The following is a 17,851-nucleotide window of genomic DNA, read 5'->3' on the forward strand; positions in this document are numbered from 1 at the left end:
AGCCCCGCGCTTTCTATCGCGGGAGTGAAGAAGGAGGTCGACCCGTTCAACGGCACATTGGCGTAACGCGTCGCCAGACCTGGGGGAATCAGGGCGCCGGCCTGGCTTGAACTGACGCCGGAAGTCCACGGCTTCAGCTCTTGGTCGACCCATGCGTACATGTGGTCCGCGCCGGCGCTCAGCGCGCCGGCCAGCCACTTGCCACCGAATCCGGCCAGCCGCGCGCTCCACAGGCGGTCGAACATCGACAGGGGCTGGGCCGACCGGATCTCAGCGAGGTGATCGAGCGCGCCGGCCAGCCAGCTCTTGAGCAGGGGCACGACGAGCTGGGGCGGCAGACGCAGGGGGTCGCCCTGCTCCCGCTGCTGCAGACCGCGTGCGACATGCAGGAGCCGCGTCCCCGAGTCCAGGTTCCCGGACGAGAGGTGGTGGCCGAGCAGCGTCAGACGGCTGCGCCATTCGCTGTCGAACGTGCGCACCGGCTCCCCGAAGTCCCGCAGTCCTGACAGGGCGTTCTTCAGGCGCGTACGGGGATCGGTGCCACGCCCCACCAGGCGGTCACGCCGCCGGTCGCTCACATGGGACGACGCCCACGCGTTCAGCAGCTGGGTGAACCTCTCGACGACCGCGTCCCCTTCGGGGTCGGTGCGCCAGACGCCGACGGCAGCCTGCTCGTACGCGTCGGCGCGCCACCGGAAGGAGGCCAGACTCTCCTTCGCCCTCGCCCCCGAGAACAACGAAGGCTGCCGGACCTTGAGGAGGGCGTCGTACGCCGCGGCGCGCGTCGCCTGCGCGCTCAGCGGAGCCGGGGCGCTCTCCTGGCCGTGCTCGTCGTAGGCGGGGAGGGGCGCGCTCTCGGGCGCCGCCTCGATGAGCTCCCCGAAGGGGGGTGCTGCCTCGTCGTACTGCGGGCGCTCCGACGTGGGGGGCGTCGGCGCGGTCGGCTCGCCGTCCGCCGGGTCCGTCACGTAGGTCGGTACGAAGTCCTCGGCTTCGACGGCGCGGGGCTGACTCACCACGAACGCCGAGACCTGCCGGGCGCCCTGGTCGAGGGACGTAAGAGTGCCGGCCTCCCAGTTATCAGCCGCTCCGGCCTCCGCCTGCCACGCTCCCTCTTCGCCCCGCATGAAGTGGTCGAGCGACCACGGGTTGTCCGCGTTCACATACCGCTCGTGGGGGTACTCGTCCTCGCCACGCTCGACCCACGTCTGCGACCCGGGCGCCGGGGTCTCCTCCACCGGCCAGGCGGGGCTGTAGGTGCGCCAGTAGGTCGGCTGTCCGTCCTCGTCCTCCAGCAGGTCGTGCCGGACCGCGAACTCACCGCGGGGGACCGGGGCGTGCCGCTGCTGGGACACGTGGATGGTCGTGAGCGTCTCGTCGGCGACGGCCTGGAATCCGAGGTCGTCGCCACAGTCCAGGAAGACGATCTCCTTGGGACGCACATCCGCCGGCTTCGACGCCCAGGTCCTGGCAAGGGCGCGCCTGTTGCCCAGCCGGCCACCGTGCCCTCCGACGAAGAGCGTCTCGTCCGCGTTCTCCCACGGCACCTGGGAGTCCGCGCTGTAGAAGCGCTTCCTCCCGTCCACCACCGCTGTCTTCCACTGCCGGCCCCCCCGCGAACTGGGCAGGAACTCGTAGGGCTTCTCACGCACCCTCCAGTCGCGCTCGTTGTAGAACGCCACCAGGAACGGACGGCCGTTGTCATGGCGCCGGATGTGCGCGCGGGTCGCGTCGCTGAGCGCCGCCCAGCCGTGCTCCGCCCGGCTGCCCTGTTGCCCCAACGTCACCGTGTAGCCGCTCCGGGTCTGCTCGACCTCGGTTATCAGGAAACGGGCTTCCCGCCCGGCCCGCAGTCCGATCCCCAGCCTGCGGCCGTCCCGGATCGCCGGTCCTGGCGCGTGGCGAAGGGTGGTCAACACGTGATCCGCACGGCCCAGCGGGTGGGCCGCCGCCGCCTCCAGCGAGTCGTACACCGCGGGGAAGCCCTCATAGGTCCACGTGCTTCCGGCGTACCAGCGCCGGATCTCACGCGGCGAGAAACGCTCCACACTGAACGTGGGCCTCTCGAAGACAGGAAGGCGATTCAGCGCCTCCGCGGCCAGTTCCAGCCGCAGATCATCCAGCGCATCGTCCTCATCCAGCTCGTCCCCCAGCACCTCGGCACTGGTCAACGCCGCCAGGTGCGCGGGCGACAGCCCGTACTCAGCGGCAGCCGCCACCACCTCCTCGTCGAAGCGGGGCGTCTCCATACCCAGCAACCGCAGATGCGGCGGCACGATGTCAAGACCCACCTCCGAGACGAAGCGCCCGAGATCGACACCGGGCAACAATGACGGAGCCCACTCGTACAGCTCGCCCGCGTGCCCGGCCGGCACGCCCTTGTCGGCCGAAAGTCCCGCGCCGAGGCCGGTCACCGGCCCGAACCCGGCCCACCCCGAGAAACGCGCCACCTGCAACAGCGTGGGCCGGTGCGGCGCACTGCCCATCAGGCCCATCATCGCCACCCGGAACGCGTCCCACTGCTCCGCGGTCGGATCGAGCTCCTCGAAGACCCTGAACACCAGGTTCCACAGGAACTCGCTGCTTCCGAGCCGGAACCCCCGCTGGCGCAACGACTGGCCCACCTGAGCGGTGAGCCGGCCCGGCACGGACCACACCATGTCCATCAGCGTCCGGCCATGGCGCGCGACAGCGGCGGGGAACGCCTCGAAGGGGTCGGCCGTGACCAGCTCACGCTCCTCGGCCCCGAAGAGCTCCCGCGTCGTCATGCCGCCGGCCAGGCTGACGTTCATACGCTCCAGGAGCGCCTCGTTCGCCCAGAGCATCGTCTCGCGAGCCGCGGGAACCGTCCGTGCCGCCCGAGCCAGAGCGCCCTCGAACGCCCCCGCCAACTCCTCGTACCGATCGTCGGCGTACACCGCCAGGAGCCTGGGCTCCCGCTCCTCGAACACGAATACCGCGGGGTCGTCGATCCTTTCCGACAGTCGCGTCGCACGCTGAAGGTCGGCACGCCGCCTCGCGTACATCTCCGTGAGCTCGGCCTCGGCGAGACGCGCCCGCTCCGCGTTCCAGTTGTCGCGCACGGCCTCACGCGTCATCTCCCGCTGCGCCCGGCGGAACCTCCGGCGCAACTCCACGTCGGCGTCCGGCCGCAGAGCGACCGCACCCTCATGGGTCGCCAAGGACTCCAGCCACTGCGCCTGACGCCCCGCCAAGGCGGATTCAAGCGACCAGGGCGACGAGGCGCCACCGTCGTTCAGATACCGCTCGTCGGGATACTCGTCCTCGCGACGCGGGACCCAGTCCCGCGCTCCCGCGGGTGGGGACACCCGCACGGGCTCGCCGGGGCGGTAGGTGTGCCAGGAGGTCGGCTGCCCGTCCTCGTCCTCCAGCAGGTCATGCCGGACGCCGGCCCCGTCGGGGACTGTCGCCTCGCCGCCCTGCATGGCGTGGATCACCAGGTTTTCCCGGTTGGCGACTTCCTGGAAGCCCGGGTCGGGAGCGCATTCGAAGAGGGCGACCTCCCTGACGCCGTGCTCTGCCACGAGCCGGGCCATGTTCCGCACCAGGGCGCGCCTGTTGCCCAGCCGGCTGCCGTGGCCGCTGATCGAGAGCACGTCGTCCGGGTGGTCCGGCGTGACGGTGAAGTCGAAGCTGGAGAAGTGGGTCGTGCCGTTCTCCGTCCGCCTCCTCCACTGCCGGACGTTCCACTGCGAGGGCCGGGAATCGAGAAGCGACCTGCGCAGCTCGTAGTCCTCCGCCGAGTACATCGCCACGTGGTAGGGACGTCCCCGGCCGTCGTTCAGGACATACGTCCCGGTCCAGCCGCTGGGTACGCCCCAGCCCCTTATCGCCAGGTCTCCTGGCTGCTTCAGCGTCACCATCACGGGGGCGCCGGGCTCACCGCCCTCGCGGACGTCGGTGAGGTAGAAGGTCGTATCGGGCTGGGTGCGCAGCCCGATACCCAGGCCGCGCCCGTCCCGGACGCCGGGCCCCTGCGGGATACGGACAAGCACGGTCCTGCCGCCCGCCGGGCCCGTGACGTTGTCCAGCGCCTCCCGCTGGGAGCCGTACACGTCAAGGAAGCCGTCCTCCTGCCACTCCTGACTTGCCGCCAGGCGGAAGACCTGGCGCGGCGACAGACGCACCGCGCGCCACACGGGCTTGTCATGGACCGGCAGGCGGTCCACCGCGTCGATGGCCAGCTCGTACCGGAGCTGGTCGACGGGGTCTTCCTCGTCCAGCTCGCCCGCCAGCATGTCGGGGCTGGTCAGCGCCGCCACCTGCGACGTCGACAGCTCACTGCTGGCGGCCGTCCACTCGGCCTCCTCGTCCAGTCGCGGCGTCCGCATGCCCAACAGCCGCAGGTGCGGCGGGACTCCGTCAAGCCCCGACTCCGAGATCACGCCTGTGAGACCGGCCTCGTCCAACTGCCTCAGCGCCCACTGGTACAGGTCGGCCGCCTCGCCCGTCGGCACACCCCGGTCGGACGGTACGTCCGCGCCGAGCCGCGTCACGGGGTCGTAGCCGACCCATCCCGAATACCGCATGAGCTGGAAGAAGGTGGGCCTGTCCGCCCCAGGACCCATCAGGGTCATCATCGCCGTACGGAAGTCGGCCCACTGCCGTGCCGTCGGGTCGAGGTCCTCGAAGACCCGGAAGACGGTGTTCCAGAGGACGTCGTCGCCTCCGGGCAGGAAGCCCCGGTCCCGGAGCGTCCGGCCCACCTGGCCATGAGTGCCCAGCGTCTCCCAGAACCTCCCCGGCACACGCGCCGCAGCCTCCCTCTCCCCGCCCTCGGCCGAGTCCAGCCGCATGAGGCCGGCGTGTCCGGCGCCGAGCAGCAGGACGGGCGCGAGACGCGACACGGCGATGGGGAACTCGTCGAAGACGGACTGCGGACCGAACCCGTTCGCGTCGTGTCCGAAGAGCTGCTCCGCTGTCAGGTCACGTCCGAGCTGGGCCCCCGCCCAGTCCAACAACGCCTCCCTCGCCCAGGACATCACCTCGTGGGCCGCGGGAACGGCACGCGCCGCCCGTGCCAGAGCTCCCTCGAAGGAGCGCGCCAACTCCTCGTACTGCTCGTCGGCGTACACCGGCCCCAGGGTGAGTTCCGCCAGCTCGGGCAGCACCCTCTCACCGCGCAGCTCGGCCAGCCGCCCCGCACGCTCGGCCTCCGCCCGCTGCTGCTCCAGCCGTTCCGCACGCTCGTCCTCGGCGTGACGCGACCGTTCCTGATACCACTCCTCCCGTACCCGCGCACGAGGGTCGAGGATCCGGCGCAGCGCGTCGTCGGCGTCCGGCCGCAGCGCGGTCAGGAAAGCGGGAGGATCTCCCGGCCGCCCCTCTTCCTGCTCCTCCCGCGTGAACGCCAGCGCCCACCTGGACCGCTCCTCCGAGGTCCACAACGGGTCCGGAACACTGTCGTTGAGTTCCCGCGCGGCCGGAAGAGGCCCGGTCCACGCCTCCCAGCGGCCCTCGTCACCGTGCTCGTCGCCGGTGAGCAGCTCGCGGCGGCCGTCAGGGCGGAAGGCCTCCACGCTCGTCGGCCTGCCCCGCTCGTCCGGCATCAGCACATGCGCGTACCCGCCGGGCTTCTGGGCGTCGCTCACGAAGCCCGCCTTGCCCGTGTAGCGGAAGAACGACAGCTCGTTCGCCGCGGAGAGCCGCGCCATCCTGTCCCCGTCGACGGAGACCGCGTCACCGCACGCCTCCAGCACCACGGCGGAGAACCCGCCCTCGCGCGCCTCCACGGCACCGGCCTCGGCCACCGCCTCGTGGCTACCGATCAGGTCACCGAGACCACCGGTGAAGTACGCGGTCCCCCGGCCCCACGGCGTCTCGGAGCGCGCGGCGAACCAGTGCCGGCCACCCCCCGGCTTCTCCTCCCACCTGAGCCTCAAGAGGTCGGAGCTCTCCCCCAAGTGCCGGTAGTTCGGCTCGCGGACCGCCCTGTCGTCGTCCCCTGAGAAGAACCGGCCGTGGCGGCGGCCGTCCGTCCCGTAGGACTCCCACCCGCGCACCCGGTCCTGGGCCCAGTCGCCGGGGCTCTCCTCCAGCTGCGGCGCGGCGTGCGTGAGCGTCACCACGGGCACCCGCGACCCGTCGATCACGACAGGGCCGACCCCGGTGACCCGGAGGTCGGTGTCCCCGCCGAAGCGCAGTCCGAGGCGCGGATCCAGGGGCCTGAGGTCCCTGGCCAAGAGACCCGGGGCGCGCGCGAGGAACCACTCGTCCTGGGACCCGGTGCGCCGCAGCGCGTCCAGAGCGTCCTCCCGCGAACTCCACGCCTGCGGAAATCCGGTGAACCGCACGTGCTGACCCGCTCCGAACCCGGACGCCTCGATCGGCAGCCACACCTCTTCGCTGAAGGGGTCGACGAGCCTCAGCGCCTCGGTGGTCACCGCGCGGCGCACCTCGGACGCCACATCGGCCGGGCCCCTTCGGTCTTCGCCGTCCAGCATGGCGACGGGGTTTCCGATCTCGCGCAGCGCGTGCACGAGGTGAACCGGCTCATCCAGCGAGTCCAGGTACAACCTGGCGAACGCACTGTCAGCCGCGTCCATCTCCCACGGGCCACTCACCTGATCCCGGTAGAAGGTGTGGTGGGGCCGTTCCGCCCCCAGATCGAACGTGCTCTCCGCCCAGTCGTACAGATTCGCCGGGCTGCCCGTCGCCGCACGCCTCAGGTCACTGTCGCCCATCCCGTACCGGGCCGCGTACAGCACGGCCTGCTTGAGGCTCGACTGTCCCGGCTCGTAGCCCAGCACGTCCGGCAGCACGGCGCGAAGGAAGCCCTCGTGCTCATCGGTGGGGAGGGAGAGCTTGCTGTAGGTGTGGAAGAGACGGGTCGCGCGCAGCTCGCCCGGTGCGGATGGCGCGGGCTCGTCGTTGAGGAAGAACCCCTGTTCCTCCAATGACACCGCGTCCTGCGGCGAGATCGCCGTCGAGGTGAACGGGAAGAGCTGGTCGATCCGGTCGAAGTTGTTGTCCACGGCAGCCGCGAAGCGGCCTGTCCTGGGCTCGCCCGTCAGGCCCCAGAACTCCGACGCCGACAGCTCACGCCCGGCGTTCTCCTCCAGGAGCTTCCGCAGGGCGTCCACCGCGTTCCGCTCCGCTGCCTGAGCCATCACCTCCGGATCGGAGGTGTCCGACTCCGCGTCCTCCTCCGAGTCCGAGTCCCTGCCCGCGTCCGCGTCCGCGGCGAGCGCTTCGGCGTCGCGGAGGTCCTCAAGCGCGAGCGACAGTCGCATCTCATAGTCCTGGCCGGCCATGGCCAGGGCCCGCCGCGCGGCCCTTCCCTCATCCGGCGCTTCCCAGCCCGCCACGGAGCCGGTCTCCGAGTCGGTCTCCGAGTCGGTCCCGGCCTCGGCTGCCATCACGGCTTCGTTCAGGGCGGCCTCGAACACCTCGTCGCTGATGTGGGTGGCCTGCTTCCACGCCTCTTCCCGGGCCTGGAGCGTCGCGGTGGAGTCGTTGAAGAACTCCCGCGGCAGCAGCCGGTCGACGTCAGACTCCCAGCCCGACGCACCGGGGACGACGTACTCAAGCCGCCCGTCGGGACGGTAGACCTCCACAGCTCCTGGCTTCTGGGGGTCCTTGGCTTCGGGCCTGACGTGGTGGACGTATCCGCTCCCGTAGCGGGTGTCCTCGCCGAAAGCCTCGCGCGTGGGGAAGCGGACGATCGTGATACCGCTCTTCTCCGCCTCGCGCCGCAGCTTCGTCCGGTCCACCTTGACGCCCTGGCCGCACGCCGTGAGCACCACACTGGCGCCCTCGAAGCCGGCCACCTCCCGCGCGCCGGCCGAGACCAGCGAGACGTGGTCACCCAGCTCGGCACCGAGGCCACCGGTGAAGAACGCCGCCCCCGGGTCGAACGGTGCCCGTCCGCGGTTGCTCACCCAGCGCGAACCTCCGTCAGCGCCCTCCTGCTTCTTCCACCAGACGATCTCCTCACCTTCCGGCAGGTGTCGGTACGGCTCCTCGCGGAGCTTCCACTGCGGCTCCGTGAAGAAGAACGTGCCGTGGTGCACCCCGGACGTGCCGGTGGACGCGCGCATGCGCGGCGCGGCCGAAGGCCAGTTCACGCGGGAGGCGGTGAGGGCGGAGTCGTCCCAGGTGGCCACGGGGAAGGCGCGTGAGTGGCTCGCGGGCAGGACCGGCTCCACCCGGGCCAGGGGGCGCACACCGGTGATGGTGAAGTGGACGCCGGAGGGGTACCGCAGACCGAGGCCGGGCACCACGGCGCCGGCGTCGCGGGCCTGGGAGGACGGCAGCACGACGCCTTCCCACTGGCCAGGACCCTCCGAGCGGCGCCTGTTGGCCCATGCCTCGTCCGTCGAGTCCCACACCCGCAGCAGCGGCGGGGTGGACACGGACTGTCCGGCGGCGACCTCGGACGGGCGGTCGGGCGAGCCCGGCACCCAGCGCATGAACCTGGTCCTCCGGTTCACCGGGGGGAGACGGAGCAGCGCCTTGTCCGCCATCCAATCGCGCAGGTCGTCGACGGCGTTGAGGACCTCGGCCCCTTCCAGCTCGTCCACATGGCGCAGGGCATCGACGTGGGCGGGCGTCAGGCCGTGCCGCGCCGCCGTCCTCAGCGTGGCGGCGTCGGGCTTCGCTGCGCCGGTCACGCGAGCGTAGAGACCGATGTGAGGCGGTACGAGGCGGGTGTCACCGCCGGGGGTGAGCCGGCGGGCGACCCACTCGTCCAGGTCGGCGCCCTCACCGTCGAGGACAGCGGCGAGCTCGGCGCGATCCTGCTCGCCGCCGAGTCCGGCCCACTCCCAGGCGCGGAGCACGTCGTACAGCGTCTCGCCCCTGACCCCACTCCACGCGACAGCGGCCTGGAGGAAGGCGGTCTCCTCCTCTGCCGGCAGGCCGAGTTTCCGGTAGGCCCGGAATGTCCACTCCAGCTCGTCCGGCGGGAAGTCGTTCACGTCATGGCCGCGGCGGCTGTCCATCTCCCTGAGCCAGTCACTGCTCCTGGCCTCCCTCTCTTGGGGAATGTGCCCCCAAAGGTCCCTCAGGGCCTTCTGCCGGGCGTGGGTGGCGCGGAAGAAGGAGCCCATCAGCTCCCGCGGGCCCCACTCGCCCTCATCGATCAGCCGCTCGAACTCCTGCGGCGTCGGGCGCCTGACGCCCTCCACCTTGTCGTGGAACGCGCGCGCGGCGTCCCGCGGGCCCACACTGCGGGCGAGGGTCGTGTAGAGGCTGCGGACAGCGTGACGGGCTGCCCGGTCCACCGCGGGGACCTCGGCCAGGGCGTCCCGGAGCGCGGTGACGTACTCCTCGCGCGCGGCCTCCCAGCCGTGGTCGTAGAGAACGTCGGTACGGGTCGGCTTCTTGGTCAGTTCGACGTCTTCGGGTGCCTCCGTGCGGCGGGTGGGGTTCTGGACGACGGGCGGGGCGGCGTGGGGGGCGGGCTCCCAGGCCGGCCACCCCTGCGGCGGGGCGGGGCGCGTGGCCTCCGGCGCCGGCTGCCCGTCCTGCGGGGCGCGTGGTGCGACGTCGCCCGTCGCGTCCCCGTAGGAGATGGCCTCCAGCGCGCCGGACAGCTCCTCCCAGTTGCTCGTCCCGGCCGGGCCCGGCGGGTAGATCTCGTCCGCCACGGCCTCGCGGGCCTCGTCGTCGTCGCCCAGCACCTCGTCGAGCAGCCTGTCGAGCTCGGGGTAGGTGGTCAGCGTTCCGCGCCGAGGGCTGACACCCAGCTCGCGCAGCCGCTGAACCACCTGTTCCCGCGGGGTGCCTGAGTCGCGCAGCTCGTCCAGGAGGGCGGCGGCACGTCGGGCATGGCGCTGCTCATGGAGTTCCAGCAGGTGGTCGAGAAGGCTGCTGTTGATCTCATCGTGGTCGCGGACCGACGCGTCGACCTCTGCCAAGGACCGCTGGTCGTTGAAGGCGTGGCTGACGGCATGGGCCTGGGTGATCGACGCGATCGCCCGCCCCCGTGGGGCGTTGTAGCCCGTCTCCCACCTCCACCGGGAAGGAGCACGATCGAAGTCCGCCCGCACAGCGGCCTGGACGTCATTCAGAGGGCCGGCGAAGAAGAGGTTCTCCTCCTGCTCCGGATCCACCCCGATCGCGGTCAGCCATTCGCCTGCGGTGAGCGCGCGCCGCTCGCCGCCGGGGCCTCGCAGCGTGGTGTCCAGGACCATCCACTCCGGGCGCCCCTCCGCGTCGTGCGCCCGCACGACAGGCGCGATGTGGTAGGCCCACTCCACGGCCGCGGACCCGAGTTCCCCCTTCGCGTAGTCGGTCAAGGCCGAGATCCCGGGAGCGGAGCCCGTGGCGGTGATCTTCCCCACGGGCGCTCCCCAGCGCAGAAGCTGCAGCGCGGCCAGGTGGGCCCGCAGCCAGCACCCGGTAGCCGCGTAGTCGATCGGCACGGGGAGGCTGCCGAACGTGTGGTGGTCGAAGCGCAGTTCGGTCAGCCGGTCGAACCAGTGCGCCACCTGCTGGTGGGAGACGCGCTCCGGCTCGGTGCCCGTGAAGAGGTCCTCGCCCGCACGCAGCGGGAACACCTCGTCCCAGCGGTGGTCGGGCGAACCGCCGTACTGGTGGCGCCAGACCGTGTCGACCGCGTGGTCCAGCGCGTGCCCGAACTCCGCCTGGTACGCCTCCTGCACGGCCCAGGCCCGCTGGAGGTCTCCGTCCAGCAGTCGCAGCCGGTCGAAGACCCCTTCGGCGTCGCCCGCCTGGAGGGCGATGTGCAGCGACTCGGCGAAGTCCCGCACCTCCGGCAGGGCCGCCGGGCTGTCCCCGGCGGGGACGGCGACCGGGCCGGGCGCCGGGGTGTCGAGCGGGAACACCGTGATGGCTCCCGCACCTCGCAGGACGTCCTCGACCAGCATGTCGTCCGCGCGGCCCTCGGCGACGGCGTCGTTCAGGGCCTCAGCCAGCGACATCCCGCCGGTGTGTGCCGTGAACGCGGCGTCCAGCGAGGTCAGAGTCCGCCCGTCGCCCAAGGAGGCGCGCAGGCGAAGCGCCCGCGTCACGGTCAGGGGATCGACCGGATCGCCGGCCAGCAGGTCGGCGAGGCTCTCCGCGTACCGCGCCTCGGACGGCCCCGCCGGCTCGCCGGGTGCGTCGGCGGGCGGCCCGGCCACGGAGGTGTCGCGGGGGAACGCGTCCGTCAGGCCGAGGCGCTCCAGCTCGTCGACGAGGCTCAGCTCTTCGGCGTGGCTCTCCTCGGAGCTGTCGTACGCCGTGGAGGTGTCGTCCCGCGTGTCCTCCTCGTCGGAGGCGTACCGCTGGGTACGGGTCGCGGAGGCGCCGGACTCGGAAGCGGCGGACTCGGGCGGGGAGTTGAGGTAGCGCGGGCGCCGCTGCCCTCGGACCTCCGTCCGAGGGGTGTCCGGCGTGGGGAAGCGCCGGAACACTCCACCCTCGTAGACGAAGAGGTCCGTGGGGTGCAGGAGGTCGTTCCAGATCGTCCCCCAGTTGACTTCGCGACCGCGTTCGACGAAGCCACTCCTCCCCATGGAGCCGAGCACCGTCAGTGACGGCCAGCGGCGGGTGAGCTCCTTCAGCCGGGGGCTGGGGTGGGCGCCCGGACCGTCTCCGCACTGCCCGATGACCAGGTACCTGCGCTCCTGCGCTTCGAGCCAGGGGGCAAGCCGCTCTGCGTTCGCGGTCCAGTCCCCCAGCGAGCCGTTGTGCCCCCACAGGCCGTGGATCAGGGGGCCCTCGGAATCGGACGCCTGGATGGGCAGGCGGAAGCTCTCCGCGCTGTCGAAACCCGCGCCGGGCACCGGACGCCACTGGTGCAGGTTCCGCAACTCGCCCACGCGGCGGAAAGCCCCGATGCGATCGTTGTGGTCCTTGGTGTTGTAGTACGTCTCACCGACCCGGTGCCGGCCATCCGTGGTGACGACGTGACGCAGGCGCACTTCCTCGTCACCCCAGCGGCCCAGCGGCCTGCGGAGCGGTTCGGCCTCGTGAACCACCAGCACCCGCACCCTGCCCCCGGAGGAAACGGAGTACGAGTCGTGGACCTCGCCGATCACGAAGTCCATGGGGGGCAGGATGGCCAGAGGCTGTCCGTCCTCGGACAGACCGGTCGCGTCACGCGCCGTGGAGTTCTTGATCCTGAGCAGCGTCGTGGGTCGCTCACGGCCCAGGCTCATGGCGTCCGAGAGAGCGAGACGGCCCCGGCTCCACCCGTCGATCCTTATTGCCTGACCGGGTACCGCGGGCCCGGAGTAGGGGAGGTTGACGAAGACGTCCTGGTCCAGGGGGGGCAGGAAGTTCTGGACCGTGTCGCTCGCCAATTCGGCCAGCGCGGCCTCGGTCCTTACCCGCGCCCGGTCCGGTCCCAGCAGTTGGAGGACCGCGTGGGCCCGCCGGTCGTCCAGGTCCAACCGGTCGGCCGCCTCCCGGGCGAACTCGGGGAGCCGCCAGGAACGGAAAGCGTTGTCGTAGCTCAGGGCGAGGCGGGGCGGGGTGAGCATCTCCGCCCATTCCGGGTCGCGTACCGCCGCGGCCCAGCCGGCCGTGAGGTGGCTGCCAAGACCCTCGTACATGCGGCCGGCCCCCTTGCGGAGGAAGCCCGACTGCAGCACCCTCCTGCCGACGCCCGTCCTGTCCGCCAGGTCGAGGATCTCGTACGCCGTCAGGTGGCTCGGGCTCACCTCGTCCGGCAGGACGGTCACCCGGCCCGCGATGAGCGCCCTGAGGAGGGCCGCACTCCCCAGCTCGTGCAGACCCAGCGTCTCGAACTCACGCAGCAGGCGGAGGGTGGCGTCGGTCCGCCGGCCGCTGAGGAGATAGCCCTGGCCCCGCAGCGAGGCCGTCTCGTTCCGGCCGATCCGCTCCGCGGGCGCGGTCCTTGAGTCACGGCTCTCCAGCAACTCGACAAGCTGCTGAGGGTCGAACGGGCCGGTTGCCCCCCTGCCCCGCAAGCGGCTCAGCGAGCTGCCCTTTTTCTTGAGGGAATCCGTGACGAACCGGCGGAAGGCCTCGTCGATGGCCGCACCGGTCCTGCTCACCTTCGCGTCGGCCCTGAAGACCTCCTTGAGGCCCTTCTCGTACCGCCTGGCCGCATCGGCCCAGCCCGGGTCCGCGACCATGGAATTGGCGAGATTCGACACCGGTTCCCCGGAAGGAGGCGCCGGGTCCCAGGACGTGTCGTGCGGGGTGTATCCGGGAGGAGGCGCTTGGTCCCATCGCTCGTCGTCCCACTCGGCGCGACGGTCGCCGGAGGACCTCGCCCCGGCGCGGCTGCCGGCCGCGGAGCTCGACTCGGCCTGCGGCCGTCGCGGGCGGTGGGTGAGGCCGCCGTGCTCGGCGGGGCTGTTGATGAGGGCCTCCAGCGGAGGCTCCACGCCGAAGGCCGGCCACCCTTCGTCGCTGGGGCCGGGGAAGGTCCTGAAGGTCCCGTTCTCGTAGATGAACAGGTCCGTGGGGTTCCCGTTGTCGTCCTCGATCGCGTGCCAGTCGGGGGCGTAGTTCCCGTCCTGCAGGCTGAGCGACATCTTCCCCAGGAAGCCGACGACCGTCAGGGGCTTCTCCCGGGTGAGCGTCTCCAGCCGGGGGTCCGGGTGCTGGACGCTGGTGTCGGCGCACTGGGCGAGGTACAGGTGGCTGCGTTTGGCCGCCACGAGTGTGGGGGCGAACCCCTCGGTCGAGCGGACCGCTTCGTCCATCGAGCTCTGGTGGCCCCCCAGGCCGAACACCTTCACGCCAGGCCCGCTCCCGCTCGGGCGGGGCATGCTGTATTGCACGGCCACACTCCGGCCGTTCTTCCCACTCCACCGGTACAGCGTGGTCGCCAGGTCGATGCGCCGGTAGGGCTTCGCCCGCAGCGACATGTGGAAGTCGTCGAAGTATCCCGTGGCGAGCCAGTGATCGCTGTTCTCGGCGATGACGTCGTGGCGGCGCGCGCCCTGGGGGGCCCACCGCACACCCGGCTCGTCGAGCTGGTCGGGCCGGCCGAGCTGGTTGACCTCGCGGCCCTCCAGTACCCGCACGTGGACGTCGCGGGAGGAGTCGTACCAGAAGCGCTCCTTCTCGATACGGACGTCCGTCCCCGGGGGCAGCAGGACCAAGGGGCCCTGGTCCTGGCCCAGGCCGGTGACGTCACGCGCGGTCGAATCCACGAGCTGGAGCAACGTGGTGGGGTTGCCGCCGTCCAGGTTCACCGCGTCCGAGGGGGCGAGACGGCCCCGCTGCCAGTCGTCGATACGAGCCGTCGAGCCGACGCGGAGGCGGCCGGAGGCGGGCAAAGCGACGAAGACGTTCCGGCGTACCGGCGGCAGGTACTGGTGGAACGTGTCGGCCGCCAACTCGTTCACGAAGGCGTGCGCCGAAGCCTCCCCGCGGTTTTGCCCCAACAGCCGCTGCAAGGCGGCGGCCCGCCGGTCGTCCAGCCCCCGTTCCTTTGCCCAGGAACGGGCCGCGGCGACGCTGTCCGGATCACTGTCCTGCGAGGCGTAGAGAGCGTCATAGCTCAGCGCCAGGTGCGGCAGGGTGAGCGCGTCCGAAGGGCTCAGGCCCTCCCCGTCCACCGGCACCCACGGCTGCCGTTCCTCCTGGCCGCCCGAGAGGGAGCGGGCGGGGGTCAGCTCGCGGTCGAGCGCCTCGTACATCCTGGGGGCGCCGTTGCCGAGCGCACCGGCGAGCAGCTCCCGCGCGTACTCCCCCCCGAGGCGGTCCGCCGCGGTGAGCACCTCGGTCACCGTCGCCGGGGGCGTGCTCGTGCTCGGCGGCCTGACCCGCACCAGGTCGGCGATGAACGCCTGGAGGGTCTGCGGCAGAGCCACCCGGATCGTTTCGTCGCCGCGGGCGAGCCTCGCGAACAGGTGCATCAGCCGGGCGGTGAACTCGATCTCGCCGTTGCTGAGGAGGTGACCGTCCAGCCTGGCCCTGTCCGGGTCCAGGCGTGCCAGGTCGACCCCCTCGGGGAACGGCTCCCTGGCGAGGACGTGCGCCAGCTTGTGCTCGAAGGGGGCCGACTTCAGCCCGGCCGTCACCGAACTCCCCGGCCGCAGGCCGATCCTGCTCCGCAGCCCCTGGTGGACGGCCTTGTCCACCTCGCTCTCCACGTGGTCCCTGACGGCCTTGGTGATGCGGCGGCCGGCTTCGAGCACCCTCTCGTCCTGCCGGAACGCACCGATCACCGCGTTCTCGTAGCGCTCGGCCCGCGGCCACCAGTCCGGGTTCCTGACTACGTCGACGGGGCCCGAAGTCCGGGCCTCGGGGCGCTCCTGATACCCGGGCGGAGGAGTCGGGGACGGGCCGGGATCGGCGACGGAGCCCGGCTCGGCCTGCGGCTCCTGGTCCACCCGCGTCCCTCGCGGTCGACGCGTCAGCCCACGCGCATCGGAGGCGTGGCCTTGTCCCGCAGGGGAGTTGAGGAGCTCCGGTGCGGGGGGCCCGACGCCGGTGACGGGCGAACCGTGGTCCTCGGGGCCGGGGAAGGTCCGGTGTGCCCCGTTCTCGTAGATGACGAGGTTCGTCGGGTTCCCCGCCTCGTCCCACATCGCGTCCCAGACGGGGGCCGAGGACCCGGGCACCGTGCGCAGGGCCGTGTCCCCGACGAACATGATGATCTTCAGGTCGCCGTTCCTGGTGGCCGACACCAGCCGGAAGTCGGGGTGCTGGACGCTGCTGCCGGCCCGGCACGCGCCGACGATCAGGACCTGACGGCGATCCTTCTTGAGCGTGCGGGCGAACCGCTGCCCGAGGCCGGCCCAGTCGTAGAGCGAGCCCGAGTGCCAGGAAAGGGTGAACACCTTGGGGCGGGAGTCGCCGGGAACGGGCATGGGCAGAGCCAGGTCGTACTGCTCGGCGACCGGCTCGCCGTTCTCCTGACGCCAGATACGCACCCGGCCCGCGAGGTGGGCCCGGCGCAGCGGCGCCATCCTCCTCGCCATGGCCTGGTCGTCGTAGTACCCGGTGGAGACCCACTCTCCGGTGTCCTCGGAGACGACGTCGTGGCGTCGGACACTCTGCCCGCCCCACCGCACGCGCGGCTTGGGGAGCGGGGTGATCTCGTCGGCCACCAACCGGCGTACTGTGCCTGCCCCGTGAGGGAGTTGGATGAGCGAGTCCTCCGCGACGCGGACTCGCACCGCGTCGGGGGGATAGAGGGTCAGGGTGTGCCCGTCCTGGGTCAGGCCGGTGACGTCACGCGCGCTGGAACGCCTGATCAGCAACTGCGTCTGGGAAGGCTCGTCCCGGGCCAGGATGTCGGCTTCCCAGGCGGAGAGACGGCCCTGGGAGAAGCCCTTGAGGACGATCTCGCTGCCGGCCCCGACGCTGCCGTACCCCTCGAATTCCAGGGAGACGTCCCGGTCGATCGGCGGGAGATCGTGCAACAGCGTGCCGGCTGCCAACCGGGCCACCGCGCTGTCGATATGCGCGGAGGCCCTGTGCAGCACCTGGCGGATCGCGTCCGCACTCCGGCTGTCCAGGCCCAGGTCACGCGCGGCCTCGTGGCTGTCGTCGGCGACCAGGAGGGGCGGACTGACGGCGTCGTAGCGCATGGCCAGATGCGGCAGGGTGATCGCCTCGGCCAGGGCCTGGACGTCCCCCTCCTCGGGGTGCCGGATCTGCGAGCCGCCCGTCAGCGAAGCGGCGGGGGCGTACGTACGGTCGAACGCCTCGTACATCTCGGGAGCGGAGTCGAACGCCCCGGCCCGCCATTCCTTCCCCACCAGGCCCGCACGGACCGCGGCCTCAAGCACCTCCCTCATCGTCGGGGGCGCCGTGGTGCCGCCCCGGGGCGACACCATGTCCGCGAGGAACGCCTTGACGAGCGCCAGGGGGTCCACCTGGTCCGCCTTGTGGCTACGGGCCCACTGCGCGAACGCGTGCATCTGCCGTGCCATCAGGTCGATGTCACCGGTACCGAGGAGATAGCCCTTCTCCGTGGCCTCCTCCCGGCTCAGGGCCGTGAGGTCGAGCCCCTTGGGCACGGACCGGGACGGGCGGAAGACGTAGTCGAGCTTGGCCTCGGCGTCCATCGTCTGCGCCAGCTCGCGCGTCAGGCCGCCATCGGGCCGCAGGCCGATCGCGCGCCGCACCCCCGTGCGGACGGCCGAGTCCACCTCGTTCTCCGCGTACTTCTGGAGGGCCGCGCGGACGCCATCGGCTGCGGCGCGCACCTCCTGGTCCTGTCGGAAGGCACGGATCACGCCCTCCTCGTAGACGGCGGCCCGCTGCGCCCACTGCGGGTGCTGGATCGCCTCGCCGACAGGATCGTCACCGACCCGGAGCGGGTCCTGCCGCACGGCGCCGCGAGACTCCGCGTACGAGGGTGGGGCCACCTCTCCTGCCGCGCCGCCGCGGCGAGTGGCTGCGGCGCTCGGCCCGGCCTGCGGCTCGACGTCCCTCGTACGGCGGAAGAGGCCGCGCCGCCCCGTGTTGTGCAGGCGGCTTTCCGGGTACGCCGACTCGTCCACGTCCCAGGCCCGCGGCCCCTGCGGGTGGTTCTCCGTCGGCTGGTTCGGGCGGAACACCTGCCAGTCCCGTGGCCGCCCCTGGGCGTCCTCCAGTACGTGGTAGGCGCTCGGGTCGTCGCCGAGCACCATGCCGGTGTGCAGCGTGATGCCGTGCTCGTCGGCCACCCGCCGCGCCTGCTGGGGCGGGAAGTCGCACACCGCCACGACACCCTCGGCCTCCGCCCTGGCGGAGAAGTGCCGCAGTACGTCCGCGGTGAGGTCCGGCCTCATGTTCAGGTCGTAGCCGTGGCCGCCGAGCAGGAAGGCCCGGCCCCGGTCGCCGATGGGCGCGTCGAACCAGGCGCCCCGCCGCATGCCGGGCAGGCCCTGCCACTGGACGCCCCTGGTGATCGCCCGGAAGGACGAGTAGAAGGCACGCAGGGAGCGGTCCATGTCGTTGAAGAAGG

1 protein-coding gene (running past both ends of the window) is annotated in these 17,851 nt (G+C 71.8%); it reads right to left on the bottom strand.

Every position in this 17,851-nt window falls within one protein-coding gene, locus tag OG285_RS09510, for a toxin glutamine deamidase domain-containing protein, read on the bottom strand. The gene is 55,035 nt long; 13,630 of those nucleotides lie to the left of the window and 23,554 to its right, leaving coding positions 23,555-41,405 in view — codons 7,852 (partial) to 13,802 (partial); reading right to left, the first codon wholly in view occupies nt 17,847-17,849. Both the start codon and the stop codon lie outside the window.

It is taken from the genome of Streptomyces sp. NBC_01471, from assembly GCF_041438865.1.
Taxonomy (GTDB): domain Bacteria; phylum Actinomycetota; class Actinomycetes; order Streptomycetales; family Streptomycetaceae; genus Streptomyces.